23 protein-coding genes (1 of these 23 only partly in view) are annotated in these 22,060 nt (G+C 64.3%); 6 read left to right on the forward strand and 17 right to left on the reverse strand.

Annotation, left to right across the window (positions count from 1 at the left end):
* On the forward strand, positions 1 to 280 hold the final stretch of the coding sequence (locus RFM98_RS19550) for a peptidoglycan DD-metalloendopeptidase family protein (RefSeq protein ID WP_320310400.1). The gene continues 1,700 nt to the left of window position 1, outside the view; only the last 280 of its 1,980 coding nucleotides appear in the window; the start codon falls outside the window, past its left edge; its stop codon occupies positions 278 to 280.
* On the opposite strand, the gene RFM98_RS19555 is transcribed toward RFM98_RS19550, so the two are convergent.
* Positions 277 to 1,830 carry an MFS transporter gene (locus tag RFM98_RS19555; RefSeq protein WP_320310401.1) on the reverse strand — a complete coding sequence of 518 codons (1,554 nt, stop codon included), beginning with the start codon at positions 1,828 to 1,830 and terminating at the stop codon, positions 277 to 279. The genes RFM98_RS19550 and RFM98_RS19555 overlap by 4 nt on opposite strands.
* A gap of 159 nt (positions 1,831 to 1,989) precedes the next feature.
* On the opposite strand from RFM98_RS19555, the gene RFM98_RS19560 reads away from it, so the two are divergent.
* The gene (locus RFM98_RS19560) at positions 1,990 to 2,622 is read left to right on the forward strand and encodes a TMEM175 family protein (RefSeq protein ID WP_320310402.1); all 633 of its coding nucleotides are present in this window, start codon (positions 1,990 to 1,992) and stop codon (positions 2,620 to 2,622) included.
* Here the strand turns inward: RFM98_RS19560 and RFM98_RS19565 are convergent.
* The 8 genes from RFM98_RS19565 to RFM98_RS19600 form a co-directional block, all read right to left on the reverse strand.
* A complete protein-coding gene (locus RFM98_RS19565; protein ID WP_320310403.1) occupies positions 2,596 to 4,131 on the reverse strand; it encodes a L,D-transpeptidase family protein in 1,536 nt (511 codons plus the stop codon). The two genes, RFM98_RS19560 and RFM98_RS19565, sit on opposite strands and share 27 nt — an antisense overlap.
* A gap of 228 nt (positions 4,132 to 4,359) precedes the next feature.
* On the reverse strand, positions 4,360 to 4,725 hold the full coding sequence (locus RFM98_RS19570; RefSeq protein WP_320310404.1) for an MmcQ/YjbR family DNA-binding protein: 366 nt from the start codon (positions 4,723 to 4,725) through the stop codon (positions 4,360 to 4,362).
* 119 nt (positions 4,726 to 4,844) lie between these two features.
* Complete coding sequence (gene clpB / locus RFM98_RS19575) at positions 4,845 to 7,451, reverse strand: ATP-dependent chaperone ClpB (protein WP_320310405.1); 2,607 nt, start codon at positions 7,449 to 7,451, stop codon at positions 4,845 to 4,847.
* A 225-nt stretch (positions 7,452 to 7,676) separates the two neighbouring features.
* On the reverse strand, positions 7,677 to 8,711 hold the full coding sequence (locus tag RFM98_RS19580; protein WP_320310406.1) for a DUF4167 domain-containing protein: 1,035 nt from the start codon (positions 8,709 to 8,711) through the stop codon (positions 7,677 to 7,679).
* A 314-nt stretch (positions 8,712 to 9,025) separates the two neighbouring features.
* Positions 9,026 to 9,895, reverse strand: a complete 870-nt coding sequence (gene prmC / locus RFM98_RS19585; protein WP_320310407.1) for a peptide chain release factor N(5)-glutamine methyltransferase — start codon at positions 9,893 to 9,895, stop codon at positions 9,026 to 9,028.
* Positions 9,888 to 10,967 (reverse strand): peptide chain release factor 1, encoded by a 1,080-nt coding sequence (prfA, locus tag RFM98_RS19590; RefSeq protein ID WP_320310408.1) that lies wholly within the window; start codon positions 10,965 to 10,967, stop codon positions 9,888 to 9,890. The genes prmC and prfA overlap by 8 nt, the downstream gene beginning before the upstream one ends.
* Before the next feature lie 138 nt (positions 10,968 to 11,105).
* A complete protein-coding gene (gene ptsP, locus RFM98_RS19595) occupies positions 11,106 to 13,376 on the reverse strand; it encodes a phosphoenolpyruvate--protein phosphotransferase (protein ID WP_320310409.1) in 2,271 nt (756 codons plus the stop codon).
* Between the two features lie 83 nt (positions 13,377 to 13,459).
* Positions 13,460 to 14,713: an aspartate kinase gene (locus RFM98_RS19600; RefSeq protein WP_320214116.1), complete on the reverse strand. Its 1,254-nt coding sequence runs from the start codon at positions 14,711 to 14,713 to the stop codon at positions 13,460 to 13,462.
* A 210-nt stretch (positions 14,714 to 14,923) separates the two neighbouring features.
* Between RFM98_RS19600 and RFM98_RS19605 the strand changes: the two genes are divergently transcribed.
* Both RFM98_RS19605 and ubiG read left to right on the forward strand, forming a co-directional pair.
* Entirely contained in the window at positions 14,924 to 15,172 is a 249-nt protein-coding gene (locus tag RFM98_RS19605) for a hypothetical protein (protein WP_320310410.1), read from the forward strand.
* Between the two features lie 65 nt (positions 15,173 to 15,237).
* Positions 15,238 to 15,987 (forward strand): bifunctional 2-polyprenyl-6-hydroxyphenol methylase/3-demethylubiquinol 3-O-methyltransferase UbiG, encoded by a 750-nt coding sequence (gene ubiG / locus RFM98_RS19610; RefSeq protein ID WP_320214117.1) that lies wholly within the window; start codon positions 15,238 to 15,240, stop codon positions 15,985 to 15,987.
* A gap of 18 nt (positions 15,988 to 16,005) precedes the next feature.
* Here ubiG and RFM98_RS19615 read toward each other — a convergent pair whose 3' ends face one another.
* Positions 16,006 to 16,278: a flavin reductase family protein gene (locus RFM98_RS19615; protein WP_320310411.1), complete on the reverse strand. Its 273-nt coding sequence runs from the start codon at positions 16,276 to 16,278 to the stop codon at positions 16,006 to 16,008.
* A 6-nt stretch (positions 16,279 to 16,284) separates the two neighbouring features.
* Positions 16,285 to 17,217: a DMT family transporter gene (locus RFM98_RS19620; RefSeq protein ID WP_320310412.1), complete on the reverse strand. Its 933-nt coding sequence runs from the start codon at positions 17,215 to 17,217 to the stop codon at positions 16,285 to 16,287.
* 99 nt (positions 17,218 to 17,316) lie between these two features.
* Between RFM98_RS19620 and RFM98_RS19625 the strand changes: the two genes are divergently transcribed.
* On the forward strand, positions 17,317 to 17,802 hold the full coding sequence (locus RFM98_RS19625) for a MarR family winged helix-turn-helix transcriptional regulator (RefSeq protein WP_320310413.1): 486 nt from the start codon (positions 17,317 to 17,319) through the stop codon (positions 17,800 to 17,802).
* Between the two features lie 161 nt (positions 17,803 to 17,963).
* Here RFM98_RS19625 and RFM98_RS19630 read toward each other — a convergent pair whose 3' ends face one another.
* The 4 genes from RFM98_RS19630 to RFM98_RS19645 form a co-directional block, all read right to left on the reverse strand.
* On the reverse strand, positions 17,964 to 18,389 hold the full coding sequence (locus tag RFM98_RS19630; RefSeq protein WP_320310414.1) for a DUF1178 family protein: 426 nt from the start codon (positions 18,387 to 18,389) through the stop codon (positions 17,964 to 17,966).
* Positions 18,386 to 19,252, reverse strand: coding sequence for a carbon-nitrogen hydrolase family protein (locus tag RFM98_RS19635; protein ID WP_320310415.1), 867 nt, complete (start codon positions 19,250 to 19,252; stop codon positions 18,386 to 18,388). The genes RFM98_RS19630 and RFM98_RS19635 overlap by 4 nt, the downstream gene beginning before the upstream one ends.
* 2 nt (positions 19,253 to 19,254) lie before the next feature.
* Positions 19,255 to 19,518, reverse strand: coding sequence for a glutaredoxin 3 (gene grxC, locus RFM98_RS19640; protein WP_320310416.1), 264 nt, complete (start codon positions 19,516 to 19,518; stop codon positions 19,255 to 19,257).
* Positions 19,519 to 19,590: 72 nt separating this feature from the next.
* Entirely contained in the window at positions 19,591 to 20,391 is an 801-nt protein-coding gene (locus RFM98_RS19645; RefSeq protein WP_320310417.1) for a ComF family protein, read from the reverse strand.
* Positions 20,392 to 20,456: 65 nt separating this feature from the next.
* Between RFM98_RS19645 and RFM98_RS19650 the strand changes: the two genes are divergently transcribed.
* Positions 20,457 to 21,329, forward strand: coding sequence for a methyltransferase domain-containing protein (locus RFM98_RS19650; protein WP_320310418.1), 873 nt, complete (start codon positions 20,457 to 20,459; stop codon positions 21,327 to 21,329).
* A gap of 32 nt (positions 21,330 to 21,361) precedes the next feature.
* Here RFM98_RS19650 and RFM98_RS19655 read toward each other — a convergent pair whose 3' ends face one another.
* Positions 21,362 to 21,547, reverse strand: coding sequence for a Flp family type IVb pilin (locus tag RFM98_RS19655; RefSeq protein ID WP_320310419.1), 186 nt, complete (start codon positions 21,545 to 21,547; stop codon positions 21,362 to 21,364).
* Between the two features lie 105 nt (positions 21,548 to 21,652).
* Entirely contained in the window at positions 21,653 to 21,970 is a 318-nt protein-coding gene (locus RFM98_RS19660; protein ID WP_320214129.1) for a hypothetical protein, read from the reverse strand.
* Positions 21,971 to 22,060: the final 90 nt, after the last annotated feature.

The raw sequence follows: 22,060 nt of genomic DNA on the forward strand, positions 1-22,060 counted from the left end.
AGGCATCGAGGTTGGCGTTCATGTCCGCCAGGGTCAGACCATCGGCTATCTCGGCCAGACCGGCCTCTCCACCGGCCCGCACCTTCACTACGAGCTGATCGTCAACGGCACCAAGGTCGATTCGATGCGTGTGCGCCTGCCGGTCGGCAAGGTGCTGAAGGGCGACGACCTCGTCGCCTTCAAGCGCGAGCGCGAGCGCATCGACGATCTTTTGAAGCAGGAAGACGGAAACTCGTTGAAGGTCGCCAGCGCCAAGACCGATTCGCAGCTTCCTAATTAATCACGCGAACCGTTTGACTGTCGCGGCCAGGGCGATACCTGTCCGGGAACCGTGAACCACGCGGTAAGCGAAGAGAGCACGCAAAGCAGCGCCGTGATCGCTGCGACCGCGGCGAAAGCTGAATCGCTTGCGGCAGTGCTGGCGGCCTCGAGATTGGCGGCGAGACCGGAGGCGGGCGGCTCGCCGAAACCAGGCATCCCGGCGGCATTGCCGGTCATTCGCGCGTAAACCCAGGCCGCTAGCGAGCCCATCGCCGCCACCGCGATCAGGCCGCCGACGCGCGAGATCGCGTTGTTGATGCCGGACGCAGCCCCGGTATCCTTGTCCTCGACGGAAGTCATGACCGCGGTCGACAGCGGCGACACGACCTGCGCCATGCCGAGCCCCATCAGAGCCATCAGCGGAAAGGTGCCGGTCCAGAAATTGTGGATGCCGAAATGGGTGAGCAAAGCGAGGCCGGCGAAGGCGAAGGCGACGACCATGCTGCCGCTGGCGATCGGAAAGCGCGGACCGATCCGGTCCGACCACTGGCCGACCGGTCCGGACAAAAGCGCGATCGACGCCGACAGTGGCAGGAAGATGAAACCGACCTCGGCCTCGCTCAGTCGCCACCCGGCGATCAAAAGCATCGGCAGGTAGAACAGGTTGGCCGACAGCGCGAAGTAAAGGAAGAATGTCGCCAGATTGGCGCCGGCAAAGGCCCTGATCCGGAACAGGCCGAGATCGACCATCGGGTCGCGCCGCCGCAGCTCATAGAAGATGAACACAAAAAGCAGGACCACGCCGGCGACGATCGCCGGACCCGACATCAACCCGGCGCCTTCGGCATTCATTGCCGTCAACCCGTACGCCAGCGAGCCGAAAGCGAGCGTCGCCAGCGCGGCGCCCCCAAGATCGAGGCTGCGCTTTTCGGTCGGCTTGTCGGCCGGCACCTTGGCCAAAAGCAGGTAGATCGAAATCAGCCCAAGCGGCAGGTTGATGGCGAAGATCGCGCGCCAGACCCCGTCGCCGAAAGTCGACAGGACAAAGCCACCCAGCACGGGCCCAAGCGCCGTGGTCAGCGCCGATGCGGCAGCCCAGATGCCGATCGCCCGACCGCGCTCCTTCTTCGGATAGGCTTTGGCGATAATGGCGAGGCTGCCCGGCACCATGATCGCGGCACCGATGCCCTGGATGGCGCGAAAGGCAATCAGCACGGCGGGGTCGGGCGCTACCGCGCAGGCGAGCGAAGCCGCGATGAACAGCGCGATCCCGGTGACGAAGGCGCGCCGCAGCCCAAACCGGTCGCCGGCAGCACCCCCCGCCAGGATGAGCGCCGAGAGCGTCAGCGCGTAGGCATTGGAAATCCACTGCGCTTCCGCCAGGCTGGCGCCGAGATCCACGCGCAGCGCCGGCATGGCGATCGCCAGGATCGAACCGTCGATGAAGCCGAGCGCCGAGGCAAGGATCGCCGCAACCAATACGAATTTTCGCAGCGTCTCGGGACAGAACGTACCGTTCGCGCGCACGGGCGAACGCGAATCGGCGGTGGTTTCGTTCGCGGATGACATGATCCCTGCTTAGCCCTCTGGCTTAGGCGCAACAACAAGCCAGAGCATCGCTGTTCTTGAAACCAGACAACACTGGCCGGGTGGCGAGGTAAGTACCAATCCTGATGCAAACCTACGGTCGCGTGCTAGGTTCCACCATCATGCAGGGAAGGGGAAGCCATGAAGCGGCCGCTCGAACCATCGGCGGAAGGACGCGGACGCATCGTCGGCATAACCGACGGCGTCTTCGCCATCGCGCTCACCTTGATCGTGCTGGAGATCAGGGTGCCCTCGCATGAAGCGGTGCATTCGGAAGGCGAATTGCTTGGAGCGATCCTGGCGCTGGCGCCGCGCTTCCTGACCTATGCGCTGAGCTTCCTGACGCTGACCATCTTCTGGTTCGGCCAGCAGGCGCAGCATGGCCTGATCGCGAAGTCGGACCGCAGGCTCGCGACATTGAACCTGTGCTTTCTCGCCTTCATCGCGCTGCTGCCCTTTTCGACCGACCTCCTTGCCGATTTCCTCGAATTCAGGATCGCGGTCGTCGTCTACTGGCTGAACCTGCTGATGCTGGGCGCGACGTTGTTCGCCAGTTGGTGGTATGCCGACAGGAACGGCATGCTCGCCGAGGACGTCGACGCTGAAACGCGGCGCACCGTCTACAATCGTATCGTCAAGGCACAGATTCTGTGGGCGGTCGGCGCAGCGCTGTGCCTGATCACGCCGCTGCTCAGCATCGGTTTCATCCTGCTGGTGCAGCTCATCTATGCCGCCGCGCCGCGCGCCTCACTGCTGCGTAAACTCATCGGTTGAGGTCCCGCCGACATCCGCGATTGTTGGTCCGCCGACGAATTCCACCGTGACGCCCGGCGACACCAGCTTGGCAAGCTCGCGCGCATCCCAATTGGTCAGGCGCACGCAGCCGTGGCTTTCGGTCTTGCCGATCTTGGAGGGTTCGGGCGTGCCGTGGATGCCGTAGGTCGGCTTGTCGAGCGCGATCCACACCGAGCCGACCGGCCCGTTCGGGCCTGGCGGGACGGTCAGGATCTTGTCGTTCTGACCCTGCTTGAAATTGATGTTCGGGTTGTAGGTGTAGTTGGGGTCGAGCGCGATGCGCGACACGGCATGAACGCCGGTCGGCGATGGCGTGTCGGCCGATCCGATCGTGGTCGGATAGGCCGCGACCAGCTTGCCGCCGGCATCATAGGCGTAGACTTCCTTCTTGGTCTTGTCGGCGACGATGCGCGCCACCGGCGTCGACACCAGCTTGCCGAAATTGGCGACCTTGATCATGGTGCCGGGGCGATTGAAATCCGCGCCCTTGTTGATCGACTTCAGATAGGTCTCGTCCATGTGGAAGCGTTCGCCCAGCGCCTCGGTGACCGAGGTGTAGCACATGCAGTCGAGCCTGGCCTTCTGGCTGTAGTCCTCCGGGATCGAGGCGACGTAAGGGCCGGCCACATCTTCCGGCGTGATCGTGTAGGAGGCAAAGGCGTCGCCGCCGGACTGGGCAAGGGCTGCCTGGATGCCGACGGCATCGGTCGATTTCAAATTGGTGCCGTTTATCTCATTGTAGGCGGCCAGCGCCTTGTCGACATTCGAGCCGAAGCGCCCGTCGATCACGCCCGGCGAAGCGCCGCCGCGGTCGAGCAGCACCTGCAGCGCCGCCACGTCCTGGCGCACGCCAAGCGACAGCGATGGATCGACGGTCGCCTTGCCGCCCGTGTTCGGCGGCAATGACGCATCCGGATTGGTCTGCAGCACTTCGCCCTGGCCCGGCTGCTCCGGATCGATCGATGCCTCGTTCAGCGGCTGGCGCTTGATTGTGTTCGGCGCCTCCGGATAGGTGGTCGCGGAGCCTTCATCATTATTGGGCAGCGCCGGCGGATAGGCATCGACGGAATTGTCGTCGCCGTTCGGATCATATTCGTCGACCGGCGGCGGGATGACCCGGCCGTTTTCCTCCAGCTGCCGCCGGCGGAACCGAGCCATGTCTTCGGGATTGTCGAGATAATAGCGGTCGTCATCCTCGGCCGGCGCGCGGCCGAGCTCCTGCATGCGCATCTGCCGGCGAAGCGCGCGGCGGTCGAGCCTGCTCCCCGGCGGTTGGATGGCGATCACCTTGCCGGTGTCGGCATCGACCAGCACGCGGTTGCCCCTGGCGTCGTAGTAGATATCGATATTGCCTTCCTGGGCCAGCATCAGCGCGCCGCGCTCCGCCGGACGCGCATTATGCGCGCCATCCACGCTCGGCGCAGCGAACGCACTGGAACACACCAGCCCGGCCGCGAGTGCCGAAAGGGAAAAGATCAAGCGCAGCATGGGGGTCAAGCTCTCCGGTCGACTCGGGCTTCTGGCGGGCGAACCTTCGTCAGCAAACCAGTTACCCAGATTAAGGTTCCAACATGAACCGGGCATGAAGATGGCGGTTTTCCGGTACCTTGAGAATACGCATGTCGCCCAAAAGTGCGCAGCGGCTTTGGGGGAACAGACATGCATCAAAACAAAAGCTAAAGCGCATCGACTACGTCTGTTTCAGCGCGACGCGCTTTAGCTTGCGGCAAGCCCCAATTCCTTGCGTGCCTGTTTGGTCAGCTTGAGGACGACCAGGCGATGGCTCTCGCGCAGATAGTCCTCGAGCGCCGCATCATCCACGCTTTGGCTTGTCTGACGCTGGATCCATTTCATGCCGCGCGAGGCGAGGTAGGGCGCCGGCCGGCAGCCCGGCTGATCCTTCAGCACGTCATAGCCCATCTCGGAACATTTAAAGGTGACGAACAGCTGCCCGCCGTCGTTCCAGCCGCCAATGGCAAACACCTTGCCGCCGACCTTCCAGACATGCGCGCCGCCCCACTGCACCACATGCGTCGTCGCAGGCAGCGAAGCGCAGAAGCCATTATAGTCGTCGAGTTTCATCGAGGCCCTCCCCAGCGATTTCCGAATCGGCAGCCGATTGTGCGCGGTCACCGCAAATAACAAAGCGCGCCGCACCGGTCCGATGCGACGCGCTTCAAGTTCATTCCAACTGTCCGAGATCAGGCGGCGGCTTCCGTCGCCACCACGGTCGGCTTCGAGCGGAAGTTCAGCCGATCGGAGCCCGCCGTGACCTTGACCGTCGAACCGTCGAGGATCTCGCCGAGCAGGATCTTCTCCGCCAGCGGGTCCTGCAGTTCCTTCTGCATCACCCGCTTCAGCGGCCTGGCGCCATAGGCCGGGTCGTAGCCCTTCGAGGCCAGCCACTCGATCGCGTCATGATCCAGCGACAGCGTGATCTTGCGGTCGACGAGCAGGTTCTCCAGTCGCTTGAGCTGGATCTCGACGATGCGGTCCATGTCCTGCCGGCGCAGCCGGTGGAACAAGATCACCTCGTCGACGCGGTTGAGGAACTCCGGCCGGAACGAGGCCTTCACCACGGCCATCACCTCGTCGCGCACGGCATCGACATCCTGGTCGTCGTTGAGACCGACCAGATATTCGGCGCCGAGATTCGACGTCATGATGATCAGCGTGTTGCGAAAATCGACCGTGCGGCCCTGACCATCGGTCAGCCGGCCGTCATCGAGCACCTGCAGGAGCACGTTGAACACGTCCGGATGCGCCTTCTCGATCTCGTCGAACAGCACGACCTGATAGGGCCGGCGCCGCACCGCTTCGGTGAGAGCGCCTCCCTCCTCATAGCCGACATAGCCGGGAGGCGCGCCGATCAGCCGCGCGACCGAGTGCTTCTCCATGAACTCCGACATGTCGATGCGCACCAGCGCCGTCTCGTCGTCGAACAGGAAGTTGGCCAGCGCCTTGGTGAGCTCGGTCTTGCCGACGCCGGTCGGCCCGAGGAACATGAACGAGCCGATCGGCCGGTTCGGGTCCTGCAGCCCGGCGCGGGCGCGCCGCACCGCCTTGGACACCGCCTGCACCGCTTCGCCCTGGCCGACGACGCGCTTGCCGATCTCGTCTTCCATGCGCAACAGCTTCTCGCGCTCGCCTTCCAGCATCTTGTCGACCGGAATGCCGGTCCAGCGCGACACGATGTGGGCGACATGGTCGGGCGTGACCACCTCTTCCACCATGCCGGTCTTGCCGTCCTGGGCTTCGGCTTCCTTCAGCTTCTTCTCGAGCTCCGGGATCCTGCCATAGGCAAGCTCGCCGGCGCGCTGGAACTCGCCCTTGCGTTGCGCGATCGCCAGCTCGTTGCGCGTCTCGTCGAGCTGCTTCTTGAGGTCGGCGGCAAGGCCGAGCTTCTGCTTTTCGGCCTGCCACTTCGTGGTCAGCTCGGTCGATTCTTCCTCGAGGCCGGCGAGTTCCTTCTCCAGCCGGGCAAGCCGGTCCTTCGAGGCCTCGTCCTTCTCGACCTTCAGCGCCTCGCGCTCGATCTTGAGCTGCATGATGCGGCGGTCGATCTCGTCCAGCGCCTCAGGCTTGGAATCGACCTGCATGCGCAGCCTGGACGCCGCCTCATCGACCAGGTCGATCGCCTTGTCGGGCAGGAAGCGGTCCGCGATGTAGCGGTTGGAAAGCGTCGCCGCCGACACCAGCGCGGAATCGGAGATGCGCACCTTGTGGTGCTGCTCGTACTTCTCCTTCAGGCCGCGCAGGATCGAAACCGTGTCTTCCACCGTCGGCTCGTCGACGAAGACGGGCTGGAAACGGCGGGCAAGCGCCGGATCCTTTTCGACATGCTTGCGGTATTCGTCGAGCGTGGTTGCGCCGACGCAGTGCAACTCGCCGCGCGCCAGCGCGGGTTTCAACAGGTTCGACGCATCCATCGCACCATCCGCCTTGCCGGCGCCGACCAGCGTGTGCATCTCGTCGATGAACAGGATGATGTTGCCGTTGGCCGACGTGACTTCGTTGAGCACGGCCTTCAGCCGCTCCTCGAACTCGCCGCGATATTTGGCGCCGGCAATCAGCGCGCCCATGTCGAGCGCCATCAATTGCTTGTCCTTCAGCGATTCCGGCACGTCGCCATTGACGATGCGCAGCGCCAGGCCTTCGGCGATCGCCGTCTTGCCGACGCCCGGCTCACCGATCAGCACCGGATTGTTCTTGGTGCGCCGCGACAGCACCTGGATGGTGCGGCGGATCTCGTCGTCGCGGCCGATGACCGGATCGAGCTTGCCGGCGCGGGCATCAGCCGTGAGATCGCGCGCATACTTCTTCAACGCGTCATAGCCCTGCTCGGCGCTGGCCGAATCGGCGGTCCGGCCCTTGCGGATATCATTGATGGCCTGGTTGAGCGCCTGCGCGGTGACGCCTGCCTTGGACAGGATGTCGGCGGTCTTGGCCGACTTCTCCATGACAAGCGCCTGCAGCAGCCGCTCGACGGTGACGAAGCTGTCGCCGGCCTTCTTGGCCAGGTCCTCGGCGGTTGAAAACACCTTGGCGAGCGGCTGGGCAAGATAGAGCTGGCCGTTGCCGCCTTCCACCTTGGGCATGGCTTCGAGCGCCGCCTCGACGCCGAGCTTGACGTCACGGGCACGGCCTCCGGCGCGCTCGATCAAGGATGCGGCAAGGCCCTCGTCGTCGTCGACGAGCACCTTCAGCACATGTTCGGGGGTGAATTGCTGGTGGTTGCGCGAGAGCGCCATGGTCTGCGCGGATTGGATGAAGCCGCGCACGCGCTCCGAATATTTTTCAAGATTCATTCTCTGTCTCCTTCCATCACCGGCCCGCTTTGCGGCACCGGATCAGATTGCGGTGACGGGCCCGCCCATAAGAGCCGGGCCCTGCTTCCTGGCGAGATATGGTGTATGGGCCGCGGTCCCTCAAGACGCATTGATGTCGATCAAAGCAGAATATTCCAGGCGCGCACGAACGAAAACGGCGGAGATTGCTCTCCGCCGTCCGCATTGCCTGAAATGGCGTTTGGATCAGTTGTTCGCGTCGGCGGCCACGGGCTCGCTCGGAGCCGCGGCTTCGCTGGCGACCTGCGCCGGCTCGCTGGCGACAGGCTCGCTCGCCGGCTTCGCCTCTTTGGCGGGCTTGGGCGCGACGTCATCGCCGCTGTTCGCCGCGTTGTGCGTTTCGCCTGAACTTTCGGGGCTCGAGCCCTCCGGCTGGCCGCCCTGCTCGCCATTGCCGGCCTGGTCGGCGTAGGTGCCGCGCGGGCGGCGCGGACGACGCGGCCGGCGACCGCCATTGTCCACGGCGGCTTCATTGAGCTCGGCCTGGGCGGCAAGCGCTGCCGGCGAGAAACTGTCGAACTGCGGCGCCTGCTCGGCCTGGGGTCCGGCCTCGCCGGCGGCTTCGGGCTGCGCCTGCGTCTCATTGCGGCGGTTCTGGTCGAACTGCTGGCCGCCGTGCTCGCCGCGCTGGCCGTTTTCGCCACGCTGGGCGTTCTGGCCATAGCCGCCGTTGCGGCGGTCACGATGCCGGTCGCGGCCATTGTTGTCGCGGTTGTCGCGCTGGTTGTTGTCGCGGCGGTTGTTGTTGTCGCGACCGTTTTCCTGGTTGTAGGCGAGTTCCGCCGGCGTACCTTCGATCACAGGCTGCGGCCCCGAGCCGTTCGCCGCGGCCGGCGCCTCGGCGGCGTTGCCGTTGTTGTTGCCGACAGCATCGAACTCGTCACGATCCTCATCGAGATCGTCGTCGAAGTCGTCGCGGTTTTGCTGGGCGTTCTGGATCGGCATCTGCGCCTGCGCGGCAGCAATGATGCGATTGTAGTGTTCGGCGTGCTGGAGATAGTTCTCCGCCATCACCCTGTCGCCGGAACTCTGCGCGTCACGGGCGAGTGTGGCGTATTTTTCGGCGATCTGTTGAGCCGATCCTCGGATCTTCACGTCCGGACCGTTGCTCTCATAGGTGCGGGTCAGGGGATTTGGCCCCTTGCGGTTGTTATTGTTGCCACCGCCGCCGCCATTGTTGTTGCGACCGCGCATGCGCCTGTTCTGCTGTTGTGGCCTCATTAGACTCTCTTCATAGTGAAATTTTCGAAAAACTCTTCACGAACGGAGGCGCTCATGCAGCCAGCCGTTTCGTTTCTTCACCGGCGTTCGCCCGCATCAATTGCGTTGGCGCCACGTGCCATCCTGTTCCGGTTACATCACTTGCCGGACGATTCCCGCACGAAGCTTGGGCGTCGTTTGCGCAAGAAGGCAGCTATTTCCAAGGAAAACCGAATCGCTGGGAGCACTGCCTGCTTCGTCTCATCCGGTTGAGCCGGACCCTAACTGCATTCCCCGATGTTGCCAAGCGGTTTTTTCGCACTGCATCAGGGCTTTCAACGCTCGAACACCAGAACTCTGTCGTTGCCGCCGAGGTCGCGATAGGCACCTGCAAGCCCATAGCCGGCTGCCGCGAATATCCCGGTTACCTCGTTTTTCTGCGTGTAGCCGATCTCGACCGCTACCTTGCCTTGCGCTTCCAGAAAATCTGCCGCTTCAGCGGCAATGACCCTATAGGGGTCCAAACCATCCACACCGCCATCAAGGGCCTTGTGCGGGTCGAAATCGCGGACCTCATCCTGCAGATTTCCAATGTCTCGACTGGGTATATAGGGAGGGTTCGAGGCAATTACATGGTAGCGGCCCGAAACTTTTTCGAACCAGTTGGAATGCAAGGCTTCGAAGCGCCCGCCGAGCCCCAGATCCCGGGCGTTTCCGGCCGCTGTCGCCAATGCGTCGAGCGAAATGTCGACGCCTGTCGCAGCCGCCGCCGGAACGGCATTGAGCAATGCCAGCGCGATGGCGCCGGTGCCCGTGCCGAGATCGAGAATGCGGCATTCGCCCAGCCTTTCCGCGATTGCCCTGGCGAAGGGCAGGACGGCATCGACCAGCGTCTCGGTGTCCGGCCGGGGCTCCAGCGTCTCCGGCGAAAGCGATAGCCGCAAACCATAGAATTCGCGGTAGCCGAGAATACGGTGCGCCGGCTCGCCTGCGACGCGACGCCTCAGGGCCGCTTCGATGGCCGAAAGCGCCGCGGCACCCACCTCTTGTCCCGGTGCGGCAATGGCCTGGGTGCGGGTCGTGCCGGAGAAATGTTCGACGATCAGCCGCGAATCGAGCACCGGATCGTCAATGCCGGCCGCGGCCAGACGCTCGCGCGCCGCCCTGAGCAGCGGCCCGAGCGCGGCGGGTAGTTGATCAGCCATCGAGGCTCATATCGGCAAGCAGCTTCGACTGATGGTCGGCGATCAGCGCGTCGATCACCTCGTCGAGTTCGCCCATCATAACCCGGTCGAGCTTGTAGAGCGTGAGGTTGATGCGGTGGTCGGTGACGCGCCCTTGCGGGAAATTATAGGTGCGGATGCGCTCTGAACGATCGCCCGAGCCGACCTGCGATTTGCGTGACTCGGAGCGCTCTTCATCCGCCCGGCTGCGTTCGAGGTCGTAGAGCCGCGCCCGCAGGATCTGCATGGCCTTTGCCCGGTTCTGGTGCTGCGACTTCTCCGCCTGCACCACCATGATACCGGTCGGCAGATGCGTGATGCGGACCGCCGAATCGGTGGTGTTGACGTGCTGGCCGCCCGAACCCGAGGCGCGCATTGTGTCGATGCGGATGTCTTCGGCGCGAATTTCGATGTCGACCTCTTCGGCTTCGGGCAACACGGCAACCGTGGCCGCTGAGGTGTGGATGCGTCCGCTGGCTTCGGTTGCCGGCACGCGCTGCACGCGATGCACGCCGGACTCGAATTTCAGATGCGCGAACACACCCCTGCCTGAAACCGTGGCGATGATTTCCTTGTAGCCGCCGGCATCGCCATCGCTGGCCGACACCGTTTCGAATCGCCAACCGCGTTCGGCGGCGTAGCGTTCATACATGCGGAACAGATCGCCAGCGAACAAGGCCGCCTCGTCGCCGCCGGTGCCGGCGCGGATTTCGAGGATGGCGTTCCTCTCGTCGGCGGCATCCTTGGGCAGAAGCAGGATCTGGATGTCCTTCTGCAGCGCCTCGATACGCTCCTCGACCTCCGGCAGGTCCGCCTCGGCGAGCGTCCGCATGTCGGCGTCGATCGCCTTGTCGGCGAGCATCGCTTCGAGGTCCGCCTGCTCCTGCTCGGCGGCGCGCAGCGCACGGATCTTGCCCACCATCTCCTGGATGTCGGCATATTCGGAGGCCATTTTGACATAGGCATCGGCGGCGGGTCCGGCCGACATCTGCGCTTCGAGCATGTCGAAACGCTTGACGACTTGATCCATACGGTCGCGGGGCAGGTTGATCATGACCTTAAACTTCGATGAGATTCACGTCAGGGCGAGTCGAAAATGGCGAGTTTCGAGAACCGGAGCGGAATGTACATTTAGGTACATGAGCACCGGAAGCGCAGAAAATCGCCATTTGCAGACCGCCCTCACGTGAATCTAGAGCGGTATCGAGCGGTCGTCGGCAAAGGCCTGCAGCAGCGCGCGCATCGGCAGCTTCTGGCTAGGCGCCATCAGATTGTCGTTGAAGAAGCCCTCCAGCTCCTGCAGCGGCAGTTCGGTCAGCATCGCCTTGACCGGGCCGATCGATGCCGGCGACATCGAGATCGAGCGGAAACCGAGGCCGATCAGCGCCATGGCGGATATGGGTTTTCCGGCGAGTTCGCCGCAGAGCGTCACCGGCGTATGGTTGCGCGCGCCGGCATCGGCAATCATCTTCAGCACCCTGAGGAACGGCGTCGACAGATTGTCGAAGCGGTCGGCAAGCTGGGTGTTGCCGCGATCGACGGCCATGACGAACTGGAAGAGGTCGTTGGAGCCGACCGAAACGAAATCCACCGCCTTCATCAATTCATCGAGCTGGAACAAGAGCGACGGCACTTCCAGCATCGCGCCGAGTTTGAGGCTGGTGGGCAGGTGATGGGCGAAGCGCGACAAATGCCGGACCTCGCGGTCGATGATCTCGCGCGCTTGCGCGATTTCCGACAGCTCGGTCACCATCGGCAGCATCAGCTTCAGCTCGCGGCCGCCGCTGGCCTTCAGCAGCGCCCGGATCTGCGTCCTGAGCAGGCCGGGACGATCAAGCGTCAACCGGATCGCCCGCCAGCCGAGCGCCGGGTTTTCTTCCTGGATCGCGCCCTTGAAGTAAGGCAGCACCTTGTCGCCGCCGATGTCGATGGTGCGGAAGGTGACCGGCTTGTCGCGCGCGGCGTCGAGCACGTCGCGATAAAGCCGCTCCTGCGCCTCGGCGCGTGGGAAGGTCGAGGCGACCATGAACTGCAACTCGGTGCGGAACAGGCCGATGCCGGCGGCGCCAGACTCCGTCAGCTGCGGCAGGTCGACGGCAAGGCCCGCATTCATCAGGAGATCGACCGCAACCCCGTCCCTGGTCAGCGACGGCTTCTTGCGCAGCTCGCGATAGACCTCCTGCCGCCGCGCCCGGAACCGGACTTTTTCGGCGTAGGCGGCTTCCAGGTCGGACTGCGGCCGCAGATGGATCGTGCCTTCCTCGCCGTCGACGATGATGGCGTCGCCGTTTTCCGCCATGGAAACGGCGCCCTTCACCTGTCCGGCGACCGGGATGCCCATGGCGCGCGCGACGATCACGACATGGCTGGTCGCGGCGCCGTCCTCCAGCACCAGGCCGCGCAGCTTGTCGCGCGGATAGTCGAGCAGTTCGGCCGCGCCCATCGAGCGGGCGATCAGGATGGCGTCCTTGGGCAGCGAGGCCGCGACATCCTCCGGACCACGCCCCATCAGCTGGCGTAAGAGCCGGTTGGCGAGGTCGTCGAAATCGCTCATGCGTTCGCGCAGATAAGGGTCGGTCATGTGCAGCATGCGCGCGCGCATGTCGCTCTGCACCTTTTCCACCGCCGCTTCCGCCGTCAGGCCGTTGCGGATCGCCTCTTCCAGCCGCCGCACCCAGCCGCGGTCGTTGGCGAACATGCGGTAGGCTTCGAGCACCTCGCGGTGCTCGCCCTCGAAGGCGACGTCGCGGCGCTCCAGCATGTCGTCGATGGAAAGCCTCAGCGAGCCGAGCGAGCGGTCGAGCCGGCGCACCTCCTCCTCGCTGTCCTCGTTGAACAGGTTGGTGACGACGATGCGCGGCTCGTGCAGCACGACATGGCCCAGGCCGACGCCGTCATTGAAGGAGAGGCCGGTGAAGCTCACCGGGCGGCGCAGGTCGAGCTCCAGCCCCGGCTTGGTCAGGCGGGCGAGATCGCCGGTGGCGATCATCTCGGCGATTACCATCGCCGTCGTTTCCAGCGCCTCGACCTCGTCGTCGCGATAGTGGCGCATGGTCTTGTTCTGCACCACCAGGACGCCCAGCGTGCGCCCTGCCCTCAGCACCGGCACGCCGAGGAAGGAATTATAGATCTCTTCGCCCGTCTCCGGCAGGTAGGCGAAGGCCGGATGCTCCTGCGCGTTGGAGAGGTTGAGCGGCCGCGCGCTCGCCGCAATGGTGCCGACGAGGCCCTGCCCGAGCCGCAACTGCGACAGGTGGACAGCGTTGGGGTTGAGGCCCTCGGTGGCGTAGAGCTCGAGCACCGAGTCGGCGCGCAGCACATAGAGCGAGCAGACTTCGGCGACCATGTTGGAGGCGATGTCGCGCACGATGCGGTCGAGCCGCTCCTGCGGCTCCAGCGGCTCCTGCATGAGCTCGCGAAGCCGTTTGAGCAAAACGCGCGGGCCACTGGCCGTATCACGCATCGCGGCTTGTTCTCCAATGGGCATTTCGCCCGCCGCAGTTTCTCCCGCGGCCGGCGTTCACGCAACAACTGACTCAGTTCTTGCTATTGCTTATCCAGACCGTAGACGGAATGCAAAGTGCGAACCGCCAGTTCGGTATAGGGACCGTCGATCAGTATCGAGATTTTGATCTCGGAGGTGGTGATGGCGCGGATGTTGATCGCCTTGTCGGCCAGCGCCTTGAACGCGGTGGCCGCGACGCCGGCGTGACTGCGCATGCCGATGCCGATGACCGAGACCTTCGACATGCCGGCTTCCGACTGCACGACATCGTAGCCGACATCGGGTTTCAGCCTCTCCAGCACGGCAAGCGCCTTGTCGACGTCGCCCGACGGCACGGTGAAGGTCATGTCGGTGAACTTGCCGTCCTCGGAGATGTTCTGGACGATCATGTCGACATTGATGTTGGCCTCGGCCAGCGGCCCGAAGATGCCGGCGGCAACGCCTGGACGGTCGCCGACGCGGCGCAGCGAAATCTGCGCTTCGTCCTTGGCGTAGGCAATTCCGGTGACGACCTGCTGTTCCACGATCTCTTCCTCGTCGCAAATGAGCGTTCCGGGCGGATTGAGCAAATCCCCCATTCCGGGCGCATCGGGATCGTCGAAGGACGATCGCACGAAGGTACGCACCCTGTGTACCATGGCAAGCTCGACCGAGCGCACCTGCAGCACCTTGGCGCCGAGGGAAGCCATTTCGAGCATTTCCTCGAAGGAAATCTTGGCCAGGCGGCGGGCTTTCGGCTCGATGCGAGGATCGGTCGTATAGACGCCGTCGACATCGGTGTAGATGTCGCAGCGGTCGGCCTTGACCGCCGCGGCGATCGCCACGGCGCTGGTGTCGGAACCACCGCGGCCGAGCGTCGCGATGCGGTTGTCCGGTCCGATGCCCTGGAAACCGGCAATAACGGCCACCTGGCCCTCGCCGAAGCGCTTGATCAGGAAGGCGCCGTCGATGTCGAGAATGCGCGCCGCGCCATGGGCATTGTCGGTCTTGATCGGAATCTGCCAACCCTGCCAGGAGCGGGCATGGATGCCCATGTTCTGCAGCGTGATCGCCAAAAGACCGGCGGTGATCTGCTCACCCGAAGCAACCACGGCGTCATATTCGCGCGCGTCGTGCATGGGCGATGCCTCGCGTGTCCAGGCGACCAGCTCGTTGGTCTTGCCGGCCATGGCCGAGACCACCACGGCAACGTCGTGGCCGGCATCGACCTCGCGTTTGACATGGCGCGCCACATTGCGGATGCGGGCGATGTCGGCGACCGAGGTTCCGCCGAATTTCATCACGATACGCGCCATGGAAGCGAAATGCCTTTGACTGATGCCGGCTCAAGGCCGGAACGAGAGGAAACGCCAGGGTGACCGAGCGCGGAAATGCGCGGCCTCCTTAGCCAAAACAGCAAGGCTTCGCAAGCGAGCGCGGCTATAGCGGGCCCGGCACCGCTTATCCTGACGGAGTCCCGCTGCCGGTCATGCCATGAGACAGCCAAGGCATCTTTGGAGATTCTCATGACCGAGACCCTGGAAATCGTCACTTTCCGCCTCAGACCAGGCAGCGAAGCCGGCTTTGTGAACGAAACCGACCGACGCGACCGTCAGGACAGCGTCGCCCATGTCAGCTTTTCGTTCGCGTTAGCGATTTGTTTCGACCACGCGACAACCAAGCTGCCAGGTGCTGACAAAAAGGCGGGCCGCTGCCTAACGGCGTCGCCCGCTTCGCCGGTGCGCCGTGGCAGCAGTCGAAAAAACCTGCCTTGACTTTCTGCGCCCGGGACCCGACTTCCTAGCGTCCCCGACTTCTTGGCGTTCGAGGAGACCCGCCTATGCCAGAGCCCCGCCGATCGACCATCGATGCCGGAGAAGTCGAGCGCTTCTCCGCCCTTGCCGCCGAATGGTGGAATCCGAACGGCAAGTTCCGTCCGCTGCACAAATTCAATCCGGTGCGGCTTGCCTATATCCGCGACCAGGTGGCGGCGCGCTTTGGCCGTGACCCGCGCGCGGCGCGGCCTTTCGAGGGCTTGCGCTTCCTCGATATCGGTTGCGGCGGCGGTTTGCTGTGCGAGCCGATGGCCCGGCTTGGCGCGGATGTCGTCGGCGCCGACGCTTCCGCCACCAACATCGAAGTCGCGAAGCTGCATGCGGCGGAAGCCGGCGTCAGCATCGACTATCGCGCCACCACGGCCGAGGCGCTGGCGGATGCCGGCGAAACCTTCGATGTCATCCTGAACATGGAAGTGGTCGAGCATGTCGCCGATGTCGACCTCTTCGTCGCCAAATGCGGCCAGATGGTCCGCCCCGGCGGCATCATGTTCGTCGCCACCATCAACCGCACGCTGAAAGCGCTCGGCCTGGCCATTATCGGCGCCGAATATGTTCTGCGCTGGCTGCCGCGCGGCACGCATCAGTTCGGCAAGCTGGTGCGACCGGAGGAGCTTGGAAAGGCGCTGGGTGCAGCCGGTCTCACGGTGATCGACCGCACCGGCGTGATCTATCATCCATTGGCCGACCGCTGGCAACGCTCGAAGGACATGGACGTCAACTACATGGTGCTGGCCGAGAAAGCGTCGGTCTGAGCGGCAACGGCCAGCCGGTCATCTCACGCATCGAGTGGCCGATAACCACCCCGCCAGTAGATCAACGCCTGCCCGGCATCCTGGGTCCTGACCCGCTTCGACCGAGCCGAGGACGATCGAATGCGTGCCGCGGTCGATCATCTCGTCCAGGCTGCAGTCGAAAGCGGTGACCGCATCGGTGAGCAGCGATGCGCCCGTGTTCAACGTCGTCCATTCGGCGCCCTCGTAACGGTCCTTGCCCTTTATGCCGCCGAAGCCGGAAAAGCGCTCGCCGGAACCCTCCGGCGGCAAGGACGATTAGCTCCGGGAAGACGCCGGCTCGATCCGAACCATTGCCGGCGCGCCTGTCTGGCTTTGCGCTTTCGTCGTGATGAAAACGCCGGCGGTGATGATGGCGGCGCCCAGCCAGGTCAGAAGCTGGTAATGCTCGCCGAGGAAGATCGTGCCGGCGAACAGGCCGACGGCCGCCGCCACATAGCCGATCTGGCTGAGATAGACAGGGCCGCCGACGGCCTGCAGGCGAAAGAAGAAGGCAAACATCGCCGAGGCCGACGCAACCTGGCCGACCACCACCAGTGGCACGCCGCCGAGCTGAACGAAGGCATGCGTGCCAAGAAGGCTGAGGATGCCTATGAGAAGCAGTGTAGCGGAAGCCAGGTGGCTGCCGACGGCAAGCTCGATCGGGCCGGTGCCTTCAGGCCAGTCGACGGTGCGGTAGATGTTGCCGGCGGCGAGACTGACCGGAATGAGCAGCCCGATCGCCACCCAGAAATAATCGGCAGGCTGGCCGGCCTCGCCGCGCGTCAGCGCGACCATCGCCGCGCCGACGAAGCCGACGGCGATGCCAATGACGCCGAGCAGGTTCGGTCGCCTGACACCGAGCAGGATCGAGAACACCAGCGTGATGACCGGCGACAGCGTGAACATGATGCCGGTGTAGCCGGCGCCAAGATGCGGAATAGCCGAGAACATCAAAAGATTGGGAATGGCATAGGAAATCGCGGCGGTGATGAAGAAATAGCGCAGCTTGTGCGGGGTCAGCCGGATGCCCTCGCCGCGCAGCAGAAGCGCCAGGAACAGCACACCGCCGGCGCCCAGCGAAATGACGAACGCCCAGACCATGGCCGGCACGCCGGCGGCGGTCGCGAGCTTGCCGAACGGCAACGTCATGCCGAGCAGCCCGCCCGTCACCACCAGAAGGCCGATCGCCGAATCCCAGAGAAATCTCATCGGGCTGTCCTGTCTCTGCGTGACCGCTTGGCGGCCGGTTTTTCTTGCAGTAAGATAGCGTAAAGATTCTTTATGTCAAGATACTTTATGGTGAACCATATGGATCGAGCCGGCAGGGCCATGGAGCAGTGGCGACGCGAGCGGCCGGACCTCGACGTGTCGCCGATGGGCGTCATCGGGCGCCTGAACGAGGCTTCGGCGCTCATCGCGCGCGATCGGCTCGCGCCGGTCTTCGCCGGCTTCGGGCTGCAGTCCGGCGAATTCGATGTCCTGGCGACGCTGCGCCGGTCAGGCGCGCCCTACGCGCTGACGCCGACCGAGCTCTATGAGGCGACGATGGTGACGTCGGGCGCCATGACCGCCCGCCTCGACCGCCTGGAGAAGGCCGGTCTGATCCAGCGAGCGCCGCACCCCAGCGACCGGCGCGGCGTTGTCGTTGAGCTCACCGTGAAAGGCCGTGAACTCGTCGACGAGGCGCTCACCGCCCATGTCGCCAACGAGCACAAAATCCTCGCCGGCCTGACGCGCGAGGACCGGGAAATGCTGGCGAAACTGCTGGAAAAACTGATCGGAAGCTTAGGGTAGACCGTTGTGAGCTTGCGCCAAGATGTGTTGAGATTCAGGTCAGGCCGAGTCGAAAACGGTGGCTTCCGAGAACCGGAGCGGAGCGTGCTTGAAGCACGTGAGCACCGGAAGCGCAGTAAGCCACCGTTTGCAGGCCGGCATCACCTGAATATCAATACATCTCAGTTGCGGTCGTCCGGAAAGCTCGGGATCGGCATGAACTCGACGCCGTCCTCGACGAGGCTTTGCGCCTCTTCCGGCGTCGCTTCGCCATAGATGCCGCGCGCATCGGTCTCGCCGAAATGGATCTTGCGCGCTTCCTCGGCGAACTTGTCGCCGACATAGTCGGCATTCTCGCGCACTTTCTCGGCCAGCGCCTTCAGCTTCGCCAGCGCCTGCTTTTGCGCCTCGCCCATGGCTAAAGCGACCTTCTCTCGGTTGCGGGACGTGGAGACGGCCGGCGCCATCAGCGCCTTCTCAACCTTGTGCGATCCGCAGCTCGGGCAATCGACGAAGCCGCGCTTCTTCTGCGTGTCGAAGTCATCATTGCTGCGGAACCACGCCTCGAATTCGTGCTCGTGCTCGCAGATCAGGGAAAAGCGGATCAAGAGGCAGCACCCCTGAAACGCGGCGCTTCGCCTGCGCCGGCATTGACGGTGAAGTCCCGCGCGTTCTTCAGATTGGGGATCTTGCGGCGCGCGGCCAGCGACTGGGCCGGATCGATCTCGGCGACGATCACCCCGGGCTCGCTATGCGCGGCCTCGGCGATGATGCGCCCCCACGGGTCGACGATCAGCGAATGGCCATAGGTCTCGCGCCCGTCCTCATGCAGGCCGCCCTGCGCGGCGGCGATGACATAGGCGCCGTTCTCGATGGCGCGGGCGCGCAACAGCACATGCCAATGCGCCTCGCCGGTCTGGCGCGTGAAGGCGGCAGGCACCGTCAGCACCTCGGCCCCGGCCATCGCCTCGGTACGGAACAGCTGCGGGAAGCGAAGGTCGTAGCAGACGGCAAAGCCCAGCTTCGTCCCTTTGATATCGGTCACGACCGCTTCCGTTCCCGGCTCGTAGGCAGCGGATTCGCGCCAGCTCTCGCCATTGTCGAGATCGACATCGAACATATGGATCTTGTCATAGCCGGCGATCAGGGCGCCGTCGGGCGAAAACAGGAACGCGCGGTTGGCGAGCTTGCCGTCGGCGCGACGAATCGCCGTCGAGCCGACATGCAGGTAAATGCCGAGCTCCTTCGCCAAGCTGCGCGCCGTGGCGACGACAATGTCCTTATCCTCGGTGGTAAAAGCGGCCGCACCCGCTTCCTTGTCCCGCACCAGGGCACCGGTCATTTCCGGTGTCTGGACGTAGGTGGCGCCCTGGCCGGCGGCCTGGCGGACCGAAATCTCCATGTCGGCGGCGTTGCGCTCGGGGCTCGTGCCCGAACGCATCTGCACGGCGGCGGCCTTGAAAATACCCATGATCATCTCCCGTTGACGAGCATCGCGTCCAGTCGGCCCTGCGACTCCAGCTCGTGGAGGTCGTCGCAGCCGCCGACATGCGTGTCGCCGATGAAAATCTGCGGAAAGGTCGCTCGCCCATGCGCCTTGGAAATCATTTCCTGGCGAAGTTCCGGCGAGAACGAGGCATCATGCTCGGTATAGGCTACGCCCTTGCGGTCGAGCAGCCGCTTGGCGGCGCTGCAGTAACCGCACATCACGCGGGTATAGATCGTCACATCAGCCATTGGCCGGCAATCCTCGCGCATGCCGTCCAATGAGGATACGAAAACGACATACGGCAAAACAACAACTCCAACCTATATAGTCGCGGACTCATCGGGCCGAAAGTCCCCAGGCAGGACGCGGGCGAAAGTGAGAATGTCGACCGCTCCGGCGCCGCCTCTCTTCAGCGCCTTGGCGACCGCCCTCACCGTGGCACCGGTGGTGTAGACATCGTCGACGACAAGCACCCGGCGGCCCGAGATTTCGATTTCAGCGTCCGGCGGAACGCGGAAAGCGGCGCGCACATTCTCCTCGCGCTCATGCCGTTCGAGCCCGACCTGCTGGCGTGTCAGCTTCACGCGCCTGACCGCGGATGACGAGAAGGGCAGCCCGCTCAGCTTTGAAACGGCTCGTCCGAGTTCCGCCGACTGGTTGAACTGGCGGCGGAAGAAGCGCCGCCAGTGCAACGGCACCGGCACGACCAGACCGGCCTCGGCAATCAGTTCCGCACCGGCCCGCATCATCCAGTTCGCCATCCAGGGCGCGAGGTCGGTGCGATCCTGATATTTCAGCCCCTGCACCATCTGCCGCGCGACGCCCGAATAGACGACGGCGGCCCGCGCCCGCTCGAAGGGCGGCGGATCGGCGATCGCCTCCGCGGAAAGAAACCCCTCGCCCATGTCATGGGTGAAGGGCGTGCCCATCACCGGGCACCAGGGTTTCTCCAATAGCCTCAGCTTCGGCCAGCAGCCACCGCACAACACGCCAGGCTGCGACACATGGCGACGGCAGCCGGCGCAAACCGGCGGAAACAACAGGCGCGCCGGCCAGGCCAGTGCCTGCCGCGCCATATCCTGGACCGCGCTGGTCTTGATCTTGAGCACCGGATCGGCCACGTGATTGGAACCCCCGCGCCACCTTAACACCACTCGGGCACGCGCGGACAACAGGAAGCTTTTCATTGCAGCCCTTGATCGACACTGAGCTCTGGCTCGCGCGCAAGCGCCGGGCTCTCGCCCGCCCCGTTGAAGGCGCCGATTTCCTGATGCGGCGGGCGGCGGAGGATCTTGCCGACCGGCTGGATGCGGTCGAGCGCCGCTTCAGCAAGGCGGCCGCGCTGTTCTGTCAGACTTCAGCGGCGGCGGACGTGCTCGCCGGCAGCGGCAAGGTCGGCGAAATCGTGCGCGTCGAGATGGAAGAAGCGCTTCTGGCCGGCAGCCCCGGCCTGGTAGCGCCGCCGGAGACCGTGCCGTTCGAGGAGGGCAGCCTCGATCTCGTCGTCTGCCTGCTCTCGCTGCACGCGATGAACGACATTCCCGGCGTGCTGGCGCAAATCCGCCGGACGCTGAAGCCGGACGGGCTGTTCCTCGGCGCTCTCGCCGGCGCGGGCACCCTCGCGGAATTGCGCGAGAGCATGCTTGCGGCCGAGACGGAGCTCTACGGCGGCGCGAGCCCACGTGTCCTTCCGTTCACCGACGTGCGCGACGCGGGTGCGCTGCTGCAGCGCGCAGGCCTGGCATTGCCCGTCGCCGATGTCGAAACGGTCACGGTGCGCTACGATACGCTGTTCGATCTTGCCGCCGATCTGCGCGCCATGGGCGAAAGCAGTGCGCTCATCGATCGCAGCCGGCGGCCAGGAAGCAGACGCTTGTTTGCCCGCGCCGCCGAAATCTACGCCGAACGGTTCTCGGACCCGGACGGCCGTATCCGCGCAAGCTTTCCGATTGTCTGGATGTCCGGATGGGCGCCCGACGCCTCGCAGCAAAAGCCCCTCAAGCCTGGATCGGCCAAGGTCTCGCTGAAAACTGTCCTTGAGGACCCGCGGAGGCGTTGACTGCTGCGTCTCTGATTGCCTGATCGACTTTGTCAGGGGGAGAAGGCCTGGACCAGCCTGCTGTTATTGTCGCTGAACAGCCACTGGATCGCATCCATGGCCCTGCCGACGCCGCCCACGATTGCAAGCGACAGCACGGCAACGATCAGGCCATATTCGATGGCTGTGGCGCCCGTTTCATCTTCAACGAATTGCTGCAGCAGGTTTTTCATGGTCATCCATCCCTTATGCAGAAATTCTAATGTCCTACCTGTTAAGAAAGGTTAACGGTAAAAGCTTAACAGCGAGTGAAACGCCCCTGCCCCTTAAAATCATTAACCACGTCAGCACTCGCCACTGCGGCTGCCGTCGTTGCGGATGACGCAGATTGAACTGGGCAATGGCTGCAGGACGCTGCGCCGCACCGTATATGTATTGGTGCGATGGCCGATTGATCCGGTCGCGGTCATGTCGAGCCCGGCGAAGCCGTCGCGGGCGCTTTGCGGCCGGGTCTGGTTGTCCAGGAAAGGCGTCGCGATCAGCGCCAGCGCCACCGCGGCCGAGCCGAAGAGAAGCGTGATCCGAAGGATGCCCATGCCGGCGTCCACCGCGCGGAAGCCTCGGTCGGGCCGGATCGAGTCCCACTCTCTTTCAAGGCTCATGCCGTGTTTCCCAGTCATCGACGATATCGCCGCGCGAAACGGCTCCGCGCAATTTTTCACGTCGAGATAAATCTTCCATTAACGCTGGCT

It is taken from the genome of Mesorhizobium australafricanum, assembly GCF_033977265.1.
Lineage (GTDB): Bacteria > Pseudomonadota > Alphaproteobacteria > Rhizobiales > Rhizobiaceae > Mesorhizobium > Mesorhizobium australafricanum.

What these genes read in the sequence shown, in the direction of transcription:
- RFM98_RS19555 (WP_320310401.1), bottom strand. Translation starts at nt 1,830, where the DNA reads ATGTCATCCGCGAACGAAACCACCGCCGATTCGCGTTCGCCCGTGCGC.
- RFM98_RS19560 (WP_320310402.1), top strand. Translation starts at nt 1,990, where the DNA reads ATGAAGCGGCCGCTCGAACCATCGGCGGAAGGACGCGGACGCATCGTC.
- RFM98_RS19565 (WP_320310403.1), bottom strand. Translation starts at nt 4,131, where the DNA reads ATGCTGCGCTTGATCTTTTCCCTTTCGGCACTCGCGGCCGGGCTGGTG.
- RFM98_RS19570 (WP_320310404.1), bottom strand. Translation starts at nt 4,725, where the DNA reads ATGAAACTCGACGACTATAATGGCTTCTGCGCTTCGCTGCCTGCGACG.
- clpB (WP_320310405.1), bottom strand. Translation starts at nt 7,451, where the DNA reads ATGAATCTTGAAAAATATTCGGAGCGCGTGCGCGGCTTCATCCAATCC.
- RFM98_RS19580 (WP_320310406.1), bottom strand. Translation starts at nt 8,711, where the DNA reads ATGAGGCCACAACAGCAGAACAGGCGCATGCGCGGTCGCAACAACAAT.
- prmC (WP_320310407.1), bottom strand. Translation starts at nt 9,895, where the DNA reads ATGGCTGATCAACTACCCGCCGCGCTCGGGCCGCTGCTCAGGGCGGCG.
- prfA (WP_320310408.1), bottom strand. Translation starts at nt 10,967, where the DNA reads ATGATCAACCTGCCCCGCGACCGTATGGATCAAGTCGTCAAGCGTTTC.
- ptsP (WP_320310409.1), bottom strand. Translation starts at nt 13,376, where the DNA reads ATGCGTGATACGGCCAGTGGCCCGCGCGTTTTGCTCAAACGGCTTCGC.
- RFM98_RS19600 (WP_320214116.1), bottom strand. Translation starts at nt 14,713, where the DNA reads ATGGCGCGTATCGTGATGAAATTCGGCGGAACCTCGGTCGCCGACATC.
- RFM98_RS19605 (WP_320310410.1), top strand. Translation starts at nt 14,924, where the DNA reads ATGACCGAGACCCTGGAAATCGTCACTTTCCGCCTCAGACCAGGCAGC.
- ubiG (WP_320214117.1), top strand. Translation starts at nt 15,238, where the DNA reads ATGCCAGAGCCCCGCCGATCGACCATCGATGCCGGAGAAGTCGAGCGC.
- RFM98_RS19620 (WP_320310412.1), bottom strand. Translation starts at nt 17,217, where the DNA reads ATGAGATTTCTCTGGGATTCGGCGATCGGCCTTCTGGTGGTGACGGGC.
- RFM98_RS19625 (WP_320310413.1), top strand. Translation starts at nt 17,317, where the DNA reads ATGGATCGAGCCGGCAGGGCCATGGAGCAGTGGCGACGCGAGCGGCCG.
- RFM98_RS19635 (WP_320310415.1), bottom strand. Translation starts at nt 19,252, where the DNA reads ATGGGTATTTTCAAGGCCGCCGCCGTGCAGATGCGTTCGGGCACGAGC.
- grxC (WP_320310416.1), bottom strand. Translation starts at nt 19,518, where the DNA reads ATGGCTGATGTGACGATCTATACCCGCGTGATGTGCGGTTACTGCAGC.
- RFM98_RS19655 (WP_320310419.1), bottom strand. Translation starts at nt 21,547, where the DNA reads ATGACCATGAAAAACCTGCTGCAGCAATTCGTTGAAGATGAAACGGGC.
- RFM98_RS19660 (WP_320214129.1), bottom strand. Translation starts at nt 21,970, where the DNA reads ATGAGCCTTGAAAGAGAGTGGGACTCGATCCGGCCCGACCGAGGCTTC.